At 34.7% G+C, this 18741-nt stretch carries 16 protein-coding genes; 13 read left to right on the plus strand and 3 right to left on the minus strand.

Features of this window, described 5'->3' with window-relative positions; all coding sequences use genetic code 11:
- Positions 1–142: 142 nt before the first annotated feature.
- Complete coding sequence (locus BZG02_RS00860; RefSeq protein ID WP_101259518.1) at positions 143–1579, minus strand: sodium:solute symporter; 1437 nt, start codon at positions 1577–1579, stop codon at positions 143–145.
- Between the two features lie 122 nt (positions 1580–1701).
- Between BZG02_RS00860 and recR the strand changes: the two genes are divergently transcribed.
- The 4 genes from recR to BZG02_RS00880 all read left to right on the plus strand — a co-directional run bounded on the left by recR (position 1702) and on the right by BZG02_RS00880 (position 7766).
- Entirely contained in the window at positions 1702–2322 is a 621-nt protein-coding gene (recR, locus tag BZG02_RS00865) for a recombination mediator RecR (protein ID WP_101259519.1), read from the plus strand.
- A 271-nt stretch (positions 2323–2593) separates the two neighbouring features.
- The gene (locus tag BZG02_RS00870) at positions 2594–3910 is read left to right on the plus strand and encodes a dihydrolipoamide acetyltransferase family protein (protein WP_101259520.1); all 1317 of its coding nucleotides are present in this window, start codon (positions 2594–2596) and stop codon (positions 3908–3910) included.
- Positions 3911–4237: 327 nt separating this feature from the next.
- Positions 4238–7228, plus strand: coding sequence for a PD40 domain-containing protein (locus BZG02_RS00875; protein ID WP_101259521.1), 2991 nt, complete (start codon positions 4238–4240; stop codon positions 7226–7228).
- On the plus strand, positions 7218–7766 hold the full coding sequence (locus BZG02_RS00880) for a GNAT family N-acetyltransferase (protein WP_218972112.1): 549 nt from the start codon (positions 7218–7220) through the stop codon (positions 7764–7766). Before BZG02_RS00875 ends, BZG02_RS00880 begins: the two co-directional genes overlap by 11 nt.
- Here BZG02_RS00880 and BZG02_RS00885 read toward each other — a convergent pair.
- Positions 7747–8211 carry a type I restriction enzyme HsdR N-terminal domain-containing protein gene (locus tag BZG02_RS00885; protein ID WP_101259522.1) on the minus strand — a complete coding sequence of 155 codons (465 nt, stop codon included), beginning with the start codon at positions 8209–8211 and terminating at the stop codon, positions 7747–7749. The two genes, BZG02_RS00880 and BZG02_RS00885, sit on opposite strands and share 20 nt — an antisense overlap.
- A 63-nt stretch (positions 8212–8274) precedes the next feature.
- Here BZG02_RS00885 and BZG02_RS00890 point away from each other — a divergent pair, with 63 nt between their 5' ends.
- Genes BZG02_RS00890 through BZG02_RS00925 form a run of 8 tightly spaced genes read left to right on the plus strand, consistent with a single transcriptional unit; the run spans position 8275 to position 15808 of the window.
- On the plus strand, positions 8275–9045 hold the full coding sequence (locus BZG02_RS00890) for an AMP nucleosidase (RefSeq protein ID WP_101259523.1): 771 nt from the start codon (positions 8275–8277) through the stop codon (positions 9043–9045).
- 11 nt (positions 9046–9056) lie between these two features.
- Positions 9057–10058 (plus strand): DNA polymerase III subunit delta, encoded by a 1002-nt coding sequence (holA, locus tag BZG02_RS00895; protein ID WP_101259524.1) that lies wholly within the window; start codon positions 9057–9059, stop codon positions 10056–10058.
- Positions 10059–10107: 49 nt separating this feature from the next.
- Complete coding sequence (locus tag BZG02_RS00900) at positions 10108–10782, plus strand: T9SS type B sorting domain-containing protein (RefSeq protein WP_101259525.1); 675 nt, start codon at positions 10108–10110, stop codon at positions 10780–10782.
- 14 nt (positions 10783–10796) lie between these two features.
- The gene (locus BZG02_RS00905; RefSeq protein WP_180335585.1) at positions 10797–11738 is read left to right on the plus strand and encodes a PorP/SprF family type IX secretion system membrane protein; all 942 of its coding nucleotides are present in this window, start codon (positions 10797–10799) and stop codon (positions 11736–11738) included.
- 4 nt (positions 11739–11742) lie between these two features.
- On the plus strand, positions 11743–13827 hold the full coding sequence (locus BZG02_RS00910; protein WP_101259527.1) for an OmpA family protein: 2085 nt from the start codon (positions 11743–11745) through the stop codon (positions 13825–13827).
- Between the two features lie 11 nt (positions 13828–13838).
- The gene (locus tag BZG02_RS00915) at positions 13839–14444 is read left to right on the plus strand and encodes a rhomboid family intramembrane serine protease (RefSeq protein WP_101259528.1); all 606 of its coding nucleotides are present in this window, start codon (positions 13839–13841) and stop codon (positions 14442–14444) included.
- Positions 14445–14447: 3 nt separating this feature from the next.
- Entirely contained in the window at positions 14448–14945 is a 498-nt protein-coding gene (locus BZG02_RS00920) for a D-glycero-alpha-D-manno-heptose-1,7-bisphosphate 7-phosphatase (RefSeq protein WP_101259529.1), read from the plus strand.
- A 2-nt stretch (positions 14946–14947) separates the two neighbouring features.
- Positions 14948–15808: an aminotransferase class IV gene (locus tag BZG02_RS00925; RefSeq protein WP_101259530.1), complete on the plus strand. Its 861-nt coding sequence runs from the start codon at positions 14948–14950 to the stop codon at positions 15806–15808.
- 16 nt (positions 15809–15824) lie between these two features.
- Here BZG02_RS00925 and BZG02_RS00930 read toward each other — a convergent pair whose 3' ends face one another.
- Entirely contained in the window at positions 15825–16415 is a 591-nt protein-coding gene (locus tag BZG02_RS00930) for a YqgE/AlgH family protein (protein WP_101259531.1), read from the minus strand.
- A 150-nt stretch (positions 16416–16565) separates the two neighbouring features.
- Here BZG02_RS00930 and BZG02_RS00935 point away from each other — a divergent pair, with 150 nt between their 5' ends.
- The gene (locus BZG02_RS00935) at positions 16566–18512 is read left to right on the plus strand and encodes a Na+/H+ antiporter NhaC family protein (protein WP_101259532.1); all 1947 of its coding nucleotides are present in this window, start codon (positions 16566–16568) and stop codon (positions 18510–18512) included.
- Positions 18513–18741: the final 229 nt, after the last annotated feature.

An 18741-nucleotide genomic window follows, 5' to 3' on the forward strand; every position in this document is an offset into this window, starting at 1 on the left:
ACAAATCTGAAGAAACTGTATTTTAGTTCGATTCACACACAAACCAGACAAGTCTACTTACATGATGTAAATAGACCTGTCTGGTTTTGTAAGAGATTTATTTTCAATGCCCCATCTGAAGCAGGGGCAATATAGAATTGAATTATTTCCTACGAATCGCCCACAAACCTAAAAACATCAAAGCACCATTAATCATCAACAATTCAAATCCGATGGCTACTCCAAACCAATGCATCGAATTATCTTTTAGGATATAACAAACAATTGGAGCTAGAATTGCTATAAAAGGCACTAGCTTATCTTTCACCTGCAGTTTCGTAAACAAGCCAAAAGCGTATAATCCCAGCAACGGACCGTAAGTATATCCAGCAATGGTAAAAATAGCAGCTATTACAGAATCGTCGTTAATAGCCCTAAAAATCAATATCACAACAAGTAGTAAGAGCGAAAACAAAAGGTGCGAGCGGAATCTTAATTTCTTGGTCTGAACCTCATCATTTTCATCTGCACCTAAAATATCTACCGTAAAAGATGTAGTTAAAGATGTTAAAGCAGAATCGGCGCTTGAATAAGCGGCAGCCATCAGCCCAACCAAAAAAAACAAACCAACTACTGGCCCCAAATGTTGTGTTGCCAAAAGTGGAAATAGATCATCTCCCCTTTCCGGGATTGGAATGCCTTCGTGTTGAGCAAAAATAAGCAACAAAGCACCTAAAACCAGAAATAATAAATTCGCCGGAATAAAAGCAAAGCCATACCAATACATGTTCTTTTTGGCTTCGCCCAGATTTTTACAACTTAGGTTTTTCTGCATCATGTCCTGATCCAAACCAGTCATTACAATAGTTATAAAAGCACCTGTAAAAAATTGCTTAAAGAAATTTTGCTTGCTTTTCCAATCGCCAAACTCAAACACTTTTGAATAATCGCTTTCGCTGATGGTATTAGCTAAACCAGAAATATCCAAATTCAACCGATCCATAATCAGATAAATACTAACACCAACCGCAAGTAGCATAAATAAAGTCTGAAGTGTATCTGTCCAAACAATGGTTTTTATTCCTCCTTTAAACGTGTACAGCCAAATCAGTAATATGGTGAGTAAAACAGTAACAAAAAAAGGAATATTCCAGGCTTCAAAAACAGTAATTTGCAACACGTTTGCCATTAAAAACAATCGAAACGAGGCTCCAATTGTTCTGGATAACAAAAAGAAAGATGCTCCGGTTTTATAGGCAGTTTTCCCAAACCTTCCATCCAAATAGGAATAAATAGAGGTCAGATTTAGTTTATAGTACAATGGTAACAGAATATTTGCAACCACAATATATCCTAACATGTAACCAAAAACCATTTGCATGTAAGTAAAATCGATAGATCCTACCCAACCCGGAACAGAAATAAAAGTAACCCCCGAAAGCGAAGCCCCAACCATTCCAAATGCCACTACATACCATGGCGATTGTTTGTTACCAACAAAAAAAGCCTTATTATCGGCCTTACGACCCGTAAAATAGGAAATAATTAATAGAAGGGAAAAATACCCAACAACAACAAGAAGTATGCTAAGTGGCGACACAGGCTTTATTTTTGAATGAAGACCAAAAATACATAAACCAAAGAGCTTTTCGAAAACCTGTCCGGTTTAATTTCAATTCTATTTTGCTACTTTTGAAGTTGACTAAAGATTCAATCGTAAAAATGAGTTATACCAATTTTCCTTCTAAGCTTCTCGAAAATGCCGTTGCCGAGTTTTCAAAACTTCCAGGCATAGGCAGAAAAACAGCTTTGCGCCTAGTTTTACATCTACTAAATCAACCCAAAGAAGATGTCCATCTTTTTGGTGCTTCGATTACCCAATTGCGCGATGAAATTAAGCATTGTAATTCTTGCTACAATATTTCGGACACTAGTTTGTGTGATATTTGTGCCAACCCAAAACGCGATCATGAAACCATTTGTGTTGTTGAGAGTATTCGCGATGTAATGTCGATTGAAAGGACACAGCAATTTAACGGTATTTACCATGTTTTGGGCGGAATTATTTCGCCAATGGATGGAATTGGTCCTAGCGATTTAAAAATTGAGCCGCTAATTCAGAAAGTAAGCGAAGGAAAAGCAAAAGAAATTATTTTGGCCTTAAGTACCACCATGGAAGGCGATACTACCAACTTTTATCTTTTTAAAAAAATGAGCAAATTCAATGTGCCCATAACAACCATTGCCCGAGGAGTTTCCATTGGCGATGAATTGGAATATACCGATGAAATAACTTTGGGAAGATCTATCTTACACCGAACTCCATTCAATCAAAATTTATAGCTTAGAGTTAGGAGATCCGTACTAAAAGGGAAAAGCTTCTTAATGCATATTTATTGTTATTTTTTGCACTTGACACATAGTAGTTCCGCCACTTTTGCACATTTGTTTGGTATTGCTTATAGTCAGGATACGACGGAGTACAAACTAACTTCTTGCAACTTAATCTTGGATTTTGAACATTTTCGGATGCATTTGTCCTTTTCTGTAATTTTATTAATTTCGTGTAGTATTTAGACTAAATAAAAACAATCAAAAAAAACACAACATTAACATGGCTAAAATAGAAATCCTGATTCCTGCAATGGGCGAAGGAATTACAGAGGCAACCATTACTCAATTTCTTAAAAAAGTTGGCGATTTTGTTGAGGAAGAAGATTCCATTATGGAAATTGCAACCGATAAAGTTGATTCGGAAATTCCAGCTCCTCAAGCAGGTAAAATCGTAAAATTCCTATTTAATGAAGGAGATACTCCTCAAGTGGGAGATGTAGTTGCAATTCTTGCAACCGAAGGAGAAGATACTGCCTCCGAAGAAATTAAAGAAAATCCAAAACAGGAAATACAAAAGCCGACACCTGAAGATTTTGCTCCCGTTCTTTTAGAATCAATAGCTCCTCAAATCAGTAATAAAACTGACGATGGGAATTTTATTTCTCCACTAGTTAGAAACATTGCTCAAACAGAAAATATTGATGCCAACGAATTGAAGCAAATTTCTGGTTCGGGCGAAGCTGGTAGAATCACAAAAAAAGACATACTAAGCTATCTGAATGATAAAAAATCACAAGGCGTAAAACTTGCTTCCTCAACACCAACTATAAGTCCAATCAATTCAGGAGCTACTACACCTGCCAGCGAGCACAAAAGTTACGAAGGCGAAAATGTAGAAATCATAGAAATGGATCGAATGCGTAAATTAATTGCGCAATACATGCTCAAATCAAAACAAGTATCTCCTCACGTTACCTCCTTTATTGATGTAGATGTAACCGGTTTGGTAAATTGGAGAAACAAAGTAAAAGATGAATTCCTGAAAAAAGAAAATCAAAAACTAACCTTCACTCCTATTTTTGTGGAAGCAGTTACCAGTGCCTTAAAAGATTATCCGATGGTTAACGTTTCTGTTGATGGAGATCGAATTATTCGCAAAAAATATATCAATATTGGTATGGCTACGGCACTTCCAAGTGGAAATTTAATAGTTCCAGTAATTAAGGCTGCCGATGAATTAAACCTTGTCGGGATAACCACAAAAGTGAATGACTTGGCGGATCGAGCAAGAATTAACAAACTTCAACCCGACGAAATAAAAGGAAGCACTTTTACCATTACCAACTTAGGAGCATTCGGAAGTACAACCGGAACCCCAATTATTAATCAACCCGAAGTAGCAATTTTGGCCGTTGGAGCAATTAAAAAGAAACCTGCCGTAATCGAAACTCCACATGGAGACACCATCGGTATTCGACAAATTATGGTTTTATCACTATCCTACGATCACCGGGTTGTTGATGGTGCGCTTGGAGGCATGTTTTTAAAACGAATTGCTGAAAACTTAGAAAATTTTGATATAAAACGAACAATTTAAACCCTCCTTTTAAATAAATCTAAAACCATTGAATCTTCTTCAATGGTTTTTTTATACCTATTCCTTGCCTATTCCTCAAAACATCAAACAAAATTATATATTTTGTACAGTATAAATGCACAACATTGACTACTTTAGCAACAATAATAAAATGGCAGAGAAAGTTGTAAGTTTTTATTAACAATTCTACTTTTTTATTATATTTGTTATTGGAGTTTGACCCTTATCTACTATATTTAGTTATTGTTAATTAATTTAAACCATATAAACTGTTCAACAGCCCATAAACTGAACGAAAAAACACCTTTTGCCCTAAAGGTTTTTTTTATGGTTCTTATCTCTATTTTTATAGGGATAAATAGTTCTCACTCCCTTTTTGCTTCTCCTAAACAACAAAAAGTAAGCTCAAAAAGACAATATCAAATTGCCGAGAAATTTCTTGACAACCGGAATTTTGTAAAAGCAGCGGTTATTTACAAAGACTTACTCGAAGAGTCCTCTAGAAATGCGGATCTGAATTTTAAATTGGGATTGTGTTATTTGAACATTGTATCCGAAAAAGAAAAATCAGTCGAGCTAATCGAAAAGGCTATTCAATACACCAGCTCCAAGAACAATGTTTCAATGGATGTTTACTTTAATTTGGCCAAGGCTTACCATGCTAATTACCAATTTAACGAAGCACTTAAAGTTTACAAAGATTTACTACAGCTTATTTCCCCTCAGAATACGGTCTTTCGAAATGATATTCAGCGTAATATTGAAATGTGTAAAAATGGGATTGACTTAATGAAAAACCCAGTTAACATTTCAATTATCAATCTGGGAAATAAAATCAACTCCGAATTTTCGGAGCATAGTCCGGGAGTTACAGCAGATGAAAGCACCATGGTTTTCACATCCCGAAGAAACGGTACCGGATCTAAAATTGATGCGGATGGTCAATATTTCGAAGATATTTATATCTCCTATAACACAAATGGAATTTGGTCGGATCCTAAAGGAATCGTAAAATTAAACACTATCGATCACGATGCTTCCATCTCTATTTCGGCTGATGGGCAGGAACTTTATATATACAAAGCCGGCTTTGTAAACAGCCGGGAATCCGAAGGAGGAGATATTTATACAAGCCATTTAAATGGTACCGAATGGAGTGAACCTGAAAAACTTGCACCTGTTATCAATTCTCCAAGTAAAGAAAGTCATATTTCGATTTCTGCAGATAGCAGAACCATCTTCTTTTCCAGCAATCGCCCCGGCGGATATGGTGGCATGGATATATACACCGTAACCAAACTACCTAACGGAAAATGGGGGCGTGCAAAAAACCTTGGCCCAGCTATCAATACAGAATACGACGATGATTCTCCATTTATTCATCCCGATGGAAAAACCTTATATTTTAGTTCCGCCGGACATAAAACAATGGGCGGATTGGATATTTTCAAAAGTGTAAACAGCAAAGGTCGTTGGACTACTCCAGTCAATGTTGGCTACCCAATTAATTCAACGGATGATGATATTTACTACACTCCTACTCCTGATGGTAAAAGAGCGTACTTTGCTTCCTACCGAAATGGAAGCCTAGGAAGAACAGATATTTTTCTTATTAAAACTCCTAATGAAGAGGACGCTGGCTTATTTGTACTAAAAGGTAAAGTGATTAATTCGAGCGGTAAAGTTGTTTTAAATTCTAAAATTACCGTTAGTAAAGATGGTAATGTAATTGGAATCTATACTCCCAATGAAGCAACTGGTAAATTCTTATTTATTGTTGATGCAGGTAAGAAATACGATATTGAAATTGTAGCCGAAGGGTACAGAACCCTTCGTACCGTTTTAAATATTCCACCTGAATTTGCTAATAAAGAAAATCATAGCGTAATTACCCTTCTTCCATTAACATTACGAACTAAGGATGAACCAGACTATCCAAACACTCTGGAATTAATTGATTTGGATGAAAGTAAGCTAAGCGATATTGGCTCCCTTCCCCCTTCAAAAGATTCTATCCCCGACAATAAAGAATTTATTAGTCCGGAAGTAATCAATGACACAATAAGTGCAGTTGAAGAGGTGAAAATAGATTCTTTTATACCTGCACCAGTTATAAAAGAGGTGTTAAGCCCTAAAAAGGAGGAAGAAAAAGAAGCAACTACAGTAATTCCAGATCTTCCTGCAAAAACAGTAAGTACAACAACTACTCCTAAAATAGTACCGGAAGTTAAAAAGGACGAAGCAATAAAAGAACAAAAAACTGTTTCTCTCGAGGAAACAAATAAATTAATTAAAAAATCGACTGCCAGTTCGCAAGATTCAAAACTGGAAGTTATAGATTCTGGCGACTTAGCATTCACCTTAGATTTAGGAAACTTTAATTCTCCGAAACCAGAACTTTTCGAAAATCTGGCCGGAGTAAAGGAAACCATTGGCTCTGATAAAAAATATCATTACACCTATGGTAAGTTTAAAGATTACAAGAAAGCAGCAAAAGCTAGAAAAGAAATTGCTGCGAAAGGATATTCGGCTTCAAAAATTAAAATTTTATCGAACGATAATTTAGTTAAAGAACAAACTGGCGGTGAAACCTATTACACCATACAGATTATGGCGCTTAAACTCTATATTGAAGCAGACTTTTTTGACAATTTAGACAATGTAAAAGCCTTTCACGGAGGTGATGGATATACCAGATATACCTATAAAAAATTCAAGTCGTATCAAGATGCCGTTACTGAAATGAACCGATTAATTCGAATGGGATATTGGGATGCATTTATTCGTACAGTAATCAACGATCAATTGCTATATTCTGGAATGAAATACTCCGAAAAAGACACCTACACCATTCAAGTTATGGCGCTTCGGAATCCTAAGCCGTTATCCTTTTTTGCTGATTTAGAAAATGTAAAAGTTTTCTCCGATTTAAATGGTTTGTATCGCTATACCTATCGGGTATATAAAAACAAAGGAGACGCTATTAATGATTTAGGACATGTACTTAAAAGAGGTTATTGGGATGCTTTTGTAAGAAAATCTCTATCGGGCGAACAGGTATTAAACTTCAATACCGATGAAACAGATAACTTTTATACCATCCAGGTAATGGCACTTAGAAATGCCAAAGGTCTATCCTTTTTTAATAATCTTGGAACCGATAGTCTTCGAATTTATAAAGGGAATGATGGTTTATCCAGATATGCATTTCAGAAATACTCTTCTTTAGAAAAAGCAAAAAGCAGACTTAACTCTGTGACTAAAAAAGGCTATTTAGATGCCTTCACCCGAGAAATTAAATGGTACAATGAACACTAAAATGCAAATTCTCGAAGGTAAAAACATAAGACTACGGGCACTTGAACCAACTGATTTAAAACTACTTTATAAATGGGAAAACGACTCCACCATTTGGGAAGTCAGTCATACCACCAAACCATTTTCGATTTTTATCTTAAAACAATATTTAGAATCCTCTTATCTAGATATTTTTGAGACGAAACAAGTTCGATTGGTTATCGAATTAATTGATTCAAACACTCCCATTGGCTTAATAGACCTTTTTGAGTTTGATGTCTTTCATCAAAGAGCAGGTGTTGGAATCTTAATTAATAACGCCGAAAATAAGAACAAAGGTTTCGCCTCGGAAGCTTTAGAGATATTGTGTAATTATGCATTCAATACCTTGCTGGTTCATCAGTTATATTGCAATATTACTAGTGCCAATGAAATTAGTCTTCGCTTATTTACAAAACAAGGATTTGAAATTGTCGGGACTAAAAAAGACTGGATTCGATCAAAAGATGGCTGGTTAGATGAACACAACCTGCAAAAACTCAATCCTGCAAATTCTTAATATCCTCATAAAGTGGTATCTCCGGAATAAACTTAAAACTCCTTTTTTCATAATCCATTTGACAGCAGTAATGTTGTAAACCATTGGTGACAACCAAAAATGGAACACGTAGCTTCATGTTATATCGAGCTATTTGGTTGAAAACATCCTGAGTAATTTTCACCTTTATTGATTTACACTCTACAATAATAATTGGTTTTGCATTGCTATTATACAAAACGATATCGCTTCGTTGCGGAAGAAGATTCACATCCACTTTTTTTTCTACTGCAATTAAAGACGCTGGATATCGCTTTTCGGATACTAAATACTGAATGAAATTTTGCCTGACCCACTCTTCAGGAGTCAATACCACATACTTCTTTCGAATACTGTCAAAAATTAGTTTTCTTTGCAGTTCAGATTTTATTTTAAACGAATAAGTTGGTAAATTTAAGTTTTCCATAAAATTGCTATAATAGCTTATAAAGGTAGAAGATTATTCCTGATATTTAATTCCCCAACCTACATGAAAACAAAAGAGGAAATTGTTAAAAATTGGTTAACAAGATATACTGGTAGAGAACTTGCGGATTTTAGTCCCTATATACTCCTTACCAATTTTAATCATTACGTTGAACTTTTTGCAGAATGGCATCAGGTTGAAATCTTAGGCGAAGACAAAGCAATGCCTAATGCCTCTGCCGAAAATATTACCATTATTAATTTTGGTATGGGAAGCCCAAATGCGGCAACTATTTTAGATTTACTTAGCGCTATTAAACCAAAAGGAGTTCTTTTTTTGGGGAAATGCGGTGGTCTAAAGCGTAAAAACAAATTAGGAGACCTTATACTACCTATCGCAGCAATTCGAAGCGAAGGAACCTCTAACGATTACCTTCCACCAGAAGTACCTTCCCTACCAGCATTTAGTCTTCAACGAGCTGTATCACAGGTAATATCGGACCGAAACAGAGATTATTACACCGGAACCGTTTTTACCACCAACAAACGGGTTTGGGAATTCGATGAACGATTTAAAAAATACCTGTCGAAAACCAGAGCGATGGCCATTGATATGGAAACGGCAACCATCTTTACCGTTGGCTTCTACAATGGAATACCATCGGGAGCTTTGCTTTTAGTTTCGGATCAACCAATGATTTCTGATGGAATAAAAACGGATGAAAGTGATGCTAACGTTACCCTCAATTTTGTTGAAGAACATATCCGAATAGGAATTGAATCCCTAAAAGAAATCATGCACAATAAAAAATCAGTAAAACACTTACGCTTCTAACACGAAAACATATGACATTTGAGGATATCCTTAAAAGCTTAAAAAAGAAAGAATACGCTCCGGTTTATTTTTTGATGGGAGAAGAGAGTTTTTTTATTGACCAAATTACAGATTACATTATTGAAAATGCATTGAATGAATCGGATAAAGATTTTAACCAAACCATTTTGTATGGAAAAGATACCGATATTGGAACCATAGTTACAACTGCTCGAAGATTTCCAATGATGTCTGAAAAACAATTGGTAGTAGTTCGCGAAGCTCAAAACATAAAAAACATCGATCAACTTCTATCCTATGTACAAAATCCGCTTCACTCCACTATACTCGTAATTAATTACAAGTATAAATCCTTAGACAAGCGAAAAAGCTTCACCAAAGAGGTTGCCAAAAATGGAATTTTATTTGAATCAAAAAAAATATATGAAAATCAAATTCCCGATTGGATAAAAAATTACACCAGTAAACAAGGCTATCAAATTGATTCTAAAGCCTGTTTTTTACTTGCTGAATTTTTAGGGAACGATTTAGGTAAAATTACCAATGCTATTAGTAAATTAACCATAAATATTAGCGAATCGAAGACAATCACTCCTAGTGACATTGAAAAAAATATTGGAATATCTAAAGATTTTAACAACTTTGAATTACAAAATGCATTGGGCAAAAAAGATGTTTTTAAAGCCAATCAAATCATAAACTATTTCGCTACGAATGAAAAAAATAATCCGATGGTTGTAACCATTGCCTTATTACACTCGTATTTCTCAAAAGTTTTGAAGTATTATTTTATCAAAAATAAAACCAATGATAAAATGGTAGCTACAAGCTTACAGATTAATCCTTATTTTGTAAAAGATTATAAGCTGGCAGCAAAAAATTACAACCCTAAGAAACTAGTTGCTATAGTTGCACTGCTCCGGGAATATGATCTTAAATCAAAAGGATTTGGTGATGTAAGTACCAAACATGGAGATCTACTAAAAGAATTAATATTTAAAATTCTTCATTAGATTTTTGATTGAAACAAGAACATAAATAAGTTGTACATAAATCCCAACTATGAGATTTTATTTACCCTTTTGCCTATATACAATACTATTTTGTCTAAACTCATCAGTAAGTTTTGGACAAACTACTCCTGTTGCACTGAACGATACGGTTTCTATTACCAATAAAAGTCTTTCAACCGAAGTAGTATATATTGAAGTCGATTTTTTACAAAATGACAAGTTTTCCGATGTAGACAAACTGGAGATTTCGATCTTGAGTCAGTCCGATCAGTACGGAAAAATGCATTTAATAGAGAATAACACATTAATGATTTACTATCCATATGAAAACTCATTTGGTACTGATACAATTCGTTATCAAATTTGTAACGAAAATAAAAAATGTGCCAAAGCATTAGTAATCGTAAATGTTTTAGATCCAAATCAGGTTGAACTTCTAATTCCAAGTTCTTTCACTCCCAACAACGATGGAACCAACGAGAAATTTTACATTAAAGGAATCGAAAACTATCCCGAAAATGAATTTATCGTATTTTCCAGATGGGGAACTAAGGTGTTTGAACAAAGAAACTATTCGAATGACGATGCGTGGGATGGTGGCTACAATAAAGCCGGTGTAAAATTAGGCCCAGGTGATAAACTTCCCAAAGGTACCTATTTCTTTAAATTAATTATTAAAGACAAAGAGTATGTGAAGAGTGGGTATATTGTTATTAAGTACTAATAATAAATTGCATATTGAAGTATTCTTTTTTGTTCATATTCTTTCTTTTTTGTTCTGTAAACATACAGGCACAGGAAGAAATCCGTTTTTCAAATCATAAATACAACCGTCTTTTTTATAACCCAGCTTATGCGGGTAATACGGGATTTATGGAGGCTGTTCTTGCCTACCGAAACCAATGGGTAGGAGTTGATGGATCGCCGGAAACAGCATTAGTTTCCTTTCAGGCTCCTATAAATTACACTAACTCTGGTGTAGGGCTTGTTGCGTATCAAAACAAATTTGGAATTCAATCGGACATTGCAATATTCCTTAACTACGCCTATCAAATTCAGATTAGTCACGAAGGAAAACTATCAATGGGACTGCAGGCCGGATTCATTAATAAACAAGTGAATTGGACGGAACTGACTTTTTATGATCCAAACCCAAGTAGTGCTAACGATGCATTAATTCCCGATAATAACATATCGACTTGGGTTCCTAATTTTGGTTTAGGCTTTTACTATTACACCCCCGATTACTATTTCAGCTTGTCTATTCCAAGACTACTTTCGAACGATCAACCCTCCACCGAAGGGATATCAAATAATATGAATTTCGATTCAAAATCGCTTTTCTACTACCTTGGTGCTGGTATTAACCTGCCAATTAACTCGGAAATTGATTTCGCTCCATCGGTTTTGTTTGTAGGTTCTCATAAAACCTCTAATCTTATTAATATTAACCTCGATTTTATACACAATAGTGGCGTATCTGTTGGAGCAGGTTACCGAAGTGATGGAACCTGGGCAGGTTTGCTCGGTTATCAACTAACTCAAAAACTAAGATTTTCTTACTCTTATGAAAAATCTTACGGAAATTATCCCACAAAAGGCTATACAAATCATGAAATAATATTAAATTACAACTTATCATTACGTAAAAGCCAAATTACATCACCAAGATATTTCTAGTAATATGAATAGAAGTCGAACCTTACATTTTCTTTTAATAATCGGATTTGTTCTTACAGGTCTTTCTTCCTCCTTGGCTCAAAATCAACTTGTACAGAAGGGCGATCGCTTATACGATAATAAAGAATTTGCCGCCGCAACTAACTACTACGAAAAGCATCTCGAAAACTCAGAAGATATTGCTACAAAAAGAAAACTAGCCAATTGTTATCTTCAAATGCAAAAAGATACTGAGGCCAACTACCTATTGGAAAGTATTGTATCGAGCAGTGAAGTAAATGCGAAAGATTATTTGCAATATGCTACCCTTCTAAAGAGAGTTCGTAATTATGAAAAAGCAAAAATTTATTTTGAAAAATACGCCGAATTAGTACCTGAAGACAAAAACATTAGCAAACTGATTCTTTCCTGTGATTTAATTAATGAATTACAAGATGATCAATTGTATTCTATAAAATCGATATCTCTTAACACTCCACAATCGGATTTTGCGTCTGGTTTTTACAAAAACGGACTTGTGTTTGTTTCGGGACGCAAAAACAATACATCGAACCAAGTTGATGGCAGAACTGGGGAGTATTTTTTAGACATGTACTTTTCGGAAAAATCAGGAGATAATTTCTTAAACCCAGAATCCTTTTCGAATGATTTTAATACCAAATATCACGAAGGACCAGCCTGCTTTAGTGCCAATGAAAAATTTATTTTTTTTACTCGAAATAAAGGCACTCTGAATTTAGAAGGAAAATCGGAATTAAATATCTACACCTCGAGACACAATGGTCGGGACTGGGATAAAGAAGAGATATTTCAATTCTCAGGTCAATCATACTCTATGGGACATCCTAGTATTTCTGCCGACGGAAGGCACCTTTACTTTATTTCGAATATGGAAGGCGGTTACGGAGGTACAGATATTTATGTTTGTAGAAAATATGGTTTTAGCTGGAGTCACCCCATTAATTGTGGCCCTACTATTAATACCGATGGCAATGAAATGTTTCCATTTATAGCTGAAGATGGTTATCTCTATTTTGCTTCTGATGGTCATATCGGATTTGGTGGACTAGATATTTTTAAATCTATTTTTGAGCAAAACGAATGGACATATCCCGTAAATTTGGGACCTCCTTTTAATTCCTCAAAAGATGATTTTGGATATCTGATCCAAAAAAACAAAGAAATTGGTTACTTCTCTTCCAACAGAAATGGTAGTGATGATATATTTGAATTCATACAGAATCCTGAAAAAATTCAAAGCTTAAATGGGCTACTAATTGCCAGCGATAATAAACAAGCTTTAAAGGATGTTGAAGTAACTCTAATGGATAACTTATCGCGAGAGAAATCAACAAAAACAGACGGGAACGGACTTTTTTCTTTTGATATTTTTAAAGGAAAAAATTACAGTTTTATTGTTAGTAAACCTGGTTACAAAATAAAACGAATTCTTTATTTTGCTTCCTCAGATTCAACAGAGCTTAAGCAATTAAATATTTCTATGGATACAACCCATTGGGTACCATTCAAAGGAAATATTATCGATCAATTTTCTGCCCGTGCCGTAAAAGATGCCTCTATTCAAATAATTAATCAAACGTATAAGAGTAATTCATTCTGTATTACCGATGATTATGGCGATTTTGAACAAGAAATTGACCCTTCGAAAACTTACGATATCATTATCCAAAAAGAGGGCTATTTCACGAAAGTAATTAATAGCTACCAATACCAATCCGCCAAATTTGAGCAAATCGAACTTCAAAAATTTTCTACCAACCAAAATATGGAATTATATGGGGTAGAATATGATGCCGATTCGTGGAAATTAAAAGAAAACACAATTGCCGAACTGAACAATTTAGCAGGTTTATTAAAAGTAAACCCTCACATCTCTATTGAAATTAGTGGATTTACTAAGCAGGATAAAGGACGAAAAGAAAATAATCTACTTTGCGAACAAAGAGCAAAAGTTGCCTCCGAATATATTATTTCTAAAGGCATAACTCCGAATCGTATTCAGTATAAATCGGCAGGATATAATTCCGGAAGATCCGCTTTAGTTGTCAAACTAACCGAAGCATTTTAAACTAAAAACCAATGACCATTATTATAATTGCCATTACTGTATTAATATCATACGCTGCCTTTAATAAGGTAGAGCTATTGTACAAATACCAGTTTAACGCTTACCAAATTCTTAAGCGAAATGAATGGTATCGAATATTTACCTATGGTTTTCTTCATGCTAACTGGGATCATCTATTGGTAAATATGGTAGTACTTTTTTTCTTTGGAAGAGTACTGGAGACTTATTTTAACTACTATTTTGGAGCAATGGCAGTTGTCTATTTTCTTCTTTTGTATGTTGGTGCAATTGTGTTTTCAACCCTTTACGATTTAAGGAAACATCGCGAACATTATCATTATAATGCAGTTGGTGCTTCGGGCGCTACCTCGGCGGTCGTTTTTGCAGCGATCTTCTTTGCTCCCCTAGAAAATATTTATTTTATGTTTTTTATTCCGATTCCAGGAATAATTTTCGCTTTAGGTTATTTGTACTACTCCTACTATATGAGTAAAAAAAACATAGACAATATTGGTCATAGTGCACATTTATACGGAGCACTTTTCGGATTTCTATTTCCTATCCTTATTAAACCCCAATTATTCTCCTTATTTTTGCAGCAGATTCTTAATTTTTAGAAGATGCAAAAAGCCCTTTTCCTTGATCGTGATGGTGTAATAAACTCTGACGAAGGACATTACTATATTTACAAAGTAGCCGATTTTAAAATTAACGAAGGGATAATTCCTTCCTTACAAAAAATTTCGAAAGCTGGATACATCCTATTTATCGTAACCAATCAAGGTGGAGTTGCTAAAGGAATTTATTCCGAAGCAGATGTGGAAAAAGTTCATAACCATCTACTTGCTATTTTCAAAGAAAATAAAATATCCATAAAAAAGATTTACTTCTGCCCTCATCACGAAAGTGTAGCAAAATGTGAATGTCGGAAACCAAGTCCTTATTTTATAAAAAAAGCCATTGCCGATTTTAATATTGATGCTTCGAAATCGTATCTAATTGGTGACAGTAAAAGAGATATTCAAGCCGCCGAAGCTGCAGGAATAAAAGGAATCAAAGTTGATTCTAACGAAAATATTAGTGTTTATTGCGATCAGATTGTGAAAGGAAAAATATAAAAATGAATACTGTAGAAAAAATTTGTTTAGATGGTAAAGTATACCCAAAAGATGAATTGCTTTTTGGAGTAGGAAACAGAGCTTTGCGTTATGGCGATTCTCTTTTTGAAACCATTCACGCAAACGGAACCGAAATTCAGTTTCTTTCCGAACACCTTAATCGACTAACTAAAGGCATGGAATGCTTGGGGATGATTATCCCGTTTGGTTTTTATGAAAGAATTAAAACGGATATTACTTTTTTAATTAATAAAAATAAAGCCTTTGCAGGTACTAGAATTCGACTTAGTGTTTTCCGTAAAGATGGTGGTTTATACACACCAACAGACAATTCGATTTCTTATTTAATTGAGACTTCTCCCTTGGAGAACGATCACTACCTACTAAATCGGAAAGGCTTAAAGATTGGGATTTACGAAGAAATGAGAAAGTCGTACAACCTTATTTCGAGATTTAAAACAGGGAACTCGCTTCCTTTTATTCTTGCCGCTAACTTCCGCAACAAAATGAATTGGGACGATTGTTTGCTACTAAACGATAAAGGAAACATTGTGGAAAGTTGTAGCTCTAACCTGTTTTTGGTAAAAGATGGAATTTTAATGACTCCTTCGATTGAAAGTGGAGCCGTTTCGGGAATAATGAGGGAACAAGTTATTGAAACTGCAGTAAATTTAAACATTACCGTTTTTGATGATTGCGTTTTAAATTCAGAACACCTTTTAGGTGCTGATGAAATTTTTCTGACGAATGCAATTCACGGTATTCAATGGGTGGTTGCTTATCAGGAAAGAAGGTATTTTAACAAAACTGCGAAACTTTTAATAGAAGAATTAAACCAGACAACATTTCAATATAACTTGTAACCAATAAAATGGTAAGCTAATTCATTCCTGGATTCTCGGGAAAGTTAGACCACATTTTATATTTTCCACCCATACGTCTTAATGATTTTTCCCAAAGTTTCTCATTATTACAATTCATAATTTCTTCCACATTAAGTTGACTCACCATCCATGAGTTTTCATTAATTTCATCGTCGAGTTGTCCGACACTCCAACCCGAATAACCAGCAAAAAAACGAACCTGATCGGGTTGAACTAACTTCTGTTCAATTAATTCTTTTAGGACACTAAAATCACCTCCCCAATGTAAATTATCGAAAACTGGCAGACTATGTGGCAGTAAGTCGGGTATGGTGTGCAGAAAATAAATTCGATTTGTATCTACCGGACCTCCAATAAAAACATCCCCATCAAAATGGGCAATATTAATCAGCACTTCATCGATACTTAGATTAATTGGCTTATTCAAAACAAACCCAACCGCACCATCCGAATTACATTCTACTAGTAAAACAATAGAGCGCTTAAAATATCGTCCCTCTAAAAAAGGTTCAGCAATTAGCACCTTTCCCTTCTCTGGTTGAATATTATTCTTTTCTATTCTAAAAAAATCTGAATTGCTATCCACAGTATTTCTCCTTTATTTACAAATCCAAAATAACCAATTTTACCGAGTAAAAAAAGGTTTTTACAAATAAGAAATAGCCTGATATCAGTTTATACAATTAGCATAAAGAATACAAAATTATTATATTAGGGCTCCCCTAAAAATAACTATATGTGTAAACAAATCTATTCAGTTTTACTGCTATTATTTATCCATTTAATTTCCTTTTCAGCATATTCTTCAGACAAGATAAGTACGGAAGGTTCACCGCAACTGTCCATTAAATTTCCTAAAATAATTATTGCCGATATTGCAACAAAAATTTCAATTGTAACAGATGATATTAACCACAATTCTATTAAAGATGATAGTGTTTGGATCGAAGTGAATAAGCAACCAATTTTGGCAAAATTAGATGAAGGAAAAATTATTTTTCATCATATTTTTCAAGGAAAAGAGAAAATTCAAATCTCTTTCCAAAGCAAATCTTTCACAAGTACAATTCACCCAATTCCTTTATGGCTTTCCATAATTCCACCATTAATAGCCATTCTTATGGCACTTTTGTTTAAGGAAGTTTTTTCGGCATTATTTGTAGGTCTATTTTCCGGAACCATACTCATCTATTCGTATCAGGAAGCTTCTATTTTTAGCGCCTTTTTTAAAGCCATATTTGCCATTTCAGATACCTATATTCTTCAATCGTTAGCTGACACTGGTCATATATCTATCATTCTATTTTCGATGCTAATAGGAGCAATGGTAAATTTAATTACTAAAAATGGAGGCATGCAGGGAATTGTCAATAAGCTATCCAAATTCGCCAATAGTCCGAGATCCGGTCAATTTGTAACATGGTTTTTAGGAGTTCTTATATTCTTTGATGATTACGCCAATACTTTAATTGTAGGAAATACGATGCGCCCGGTAACCGACAAATTAAAAATATCAAGAGAAAAATTAGCATATATTGTCGATTCAACAGCGGCTCCAGTGGCATCAATTGCGATGATTACCACTTGGATTGGAATCGAGTTAAGCTACATTCAGTCTGCTACGGTTCAAATTAATATCGATGAAAGTCCTTATAGTGTTTTTCTTCATTCCTTACCCACACGTTTCTATCCATTTTTCACCCTATTTTTTATTCTGATGCTAGTGCTTTTAAAAAAGGATTTTGGCCCAATGCTAAAGGCCGAAAAGAAATGCAGGCAAGCTTTAAACACTGAAAATTTATCGGAAAATGAGATCGTAGCATCAGAATTAAAAGAAGTTGAAATTGATAAAGGTACTCCTACCCGATGGTATAATGCAGGTATTCCTGTTCTGATTGTAATTTTTGGAACCTTTGCTGGCTTAGTTTATACTGGATGGGATGCAAATGTTTGGAACGACGAAAATCTAGCTTTTGGAAAAAAGCTATCTCATATTATTGGTGCTTCGGACTCCTACCTTGCTCTTTTGTGGTCGTCTCTGTCGGCCGTTTTAGCAGCCTTAGCCCTTACGCTTAGTCAAAGAATACTAGGCCTTAGTAAAGCAGTAGAAGCCTTGGTATCTGGCTTTAAAACGATGTTAACAGCCATTCTTATTTTAGTTCTTGCATGGGCTTTAGCGGATATCACAAAAGATATGCACACAGCCGATTTTATTTCTAATTCACTAATTGCAAGTAATGTATCGCCCTATCTCTTACCATCTTTTACTTTTATTCTTTCTGCTTTAATTGCATTCTCGACTGGCTCTTCTTGGGGAACTATGGCCATCCTTTATCCACTAATATTACCAGCATCGTGGGCATTGTGCCATGCTACTGGAATGAGTGATTTAGATAGTATGAATATTTTCTACATTACCGTTTCTGCAATATTAGCAGGCTCTGTTTTAGGGGATCATTGCTCCCCAATTTCCGACACCACTATTCTTAGTTCATTAGCAAGTTCCTGTAACCATATTGAACATGTACGCACGCAACTACCTTATGCCTTAACTGTTGGAGGCGTTTCTGTTTTTGCTGGTTTAATTCCCGCAGCTTACGGAGTTTCTTCCTGGATTATAATTCCTGTTGGATTTATATTTCTTTTTTTAATTGTAAAATATATTGGAAAAACAGCAGAATAAAAACCCGACACATAATAGCAAATACTATTATATGTCGGGACCAAGAATTTTGTCGATTTGCAACTATCACGTTTGACAATTATACCACTAACCACAATGTATCAAACCAACACTAACTAAAAATTATTTATCTAGAATAATACTTTCGATTAAAAGAATCTTGTGATAAACTCATTCTTTTACTACGAATAAATATCTAATCATTATCAGAAAAATTTAAAGTGAAGCC

This window comes from Labilibaculum filiforme (genome assembly GCF_002843315.1).
In the GTDB taxonomy this organism is placed as follows: Bacteria; Bacteroidota; Bacteroidia; order Bacteroidales; family Marinifilaceae; genus Labilibaculum; species Labilibaculum filiforme.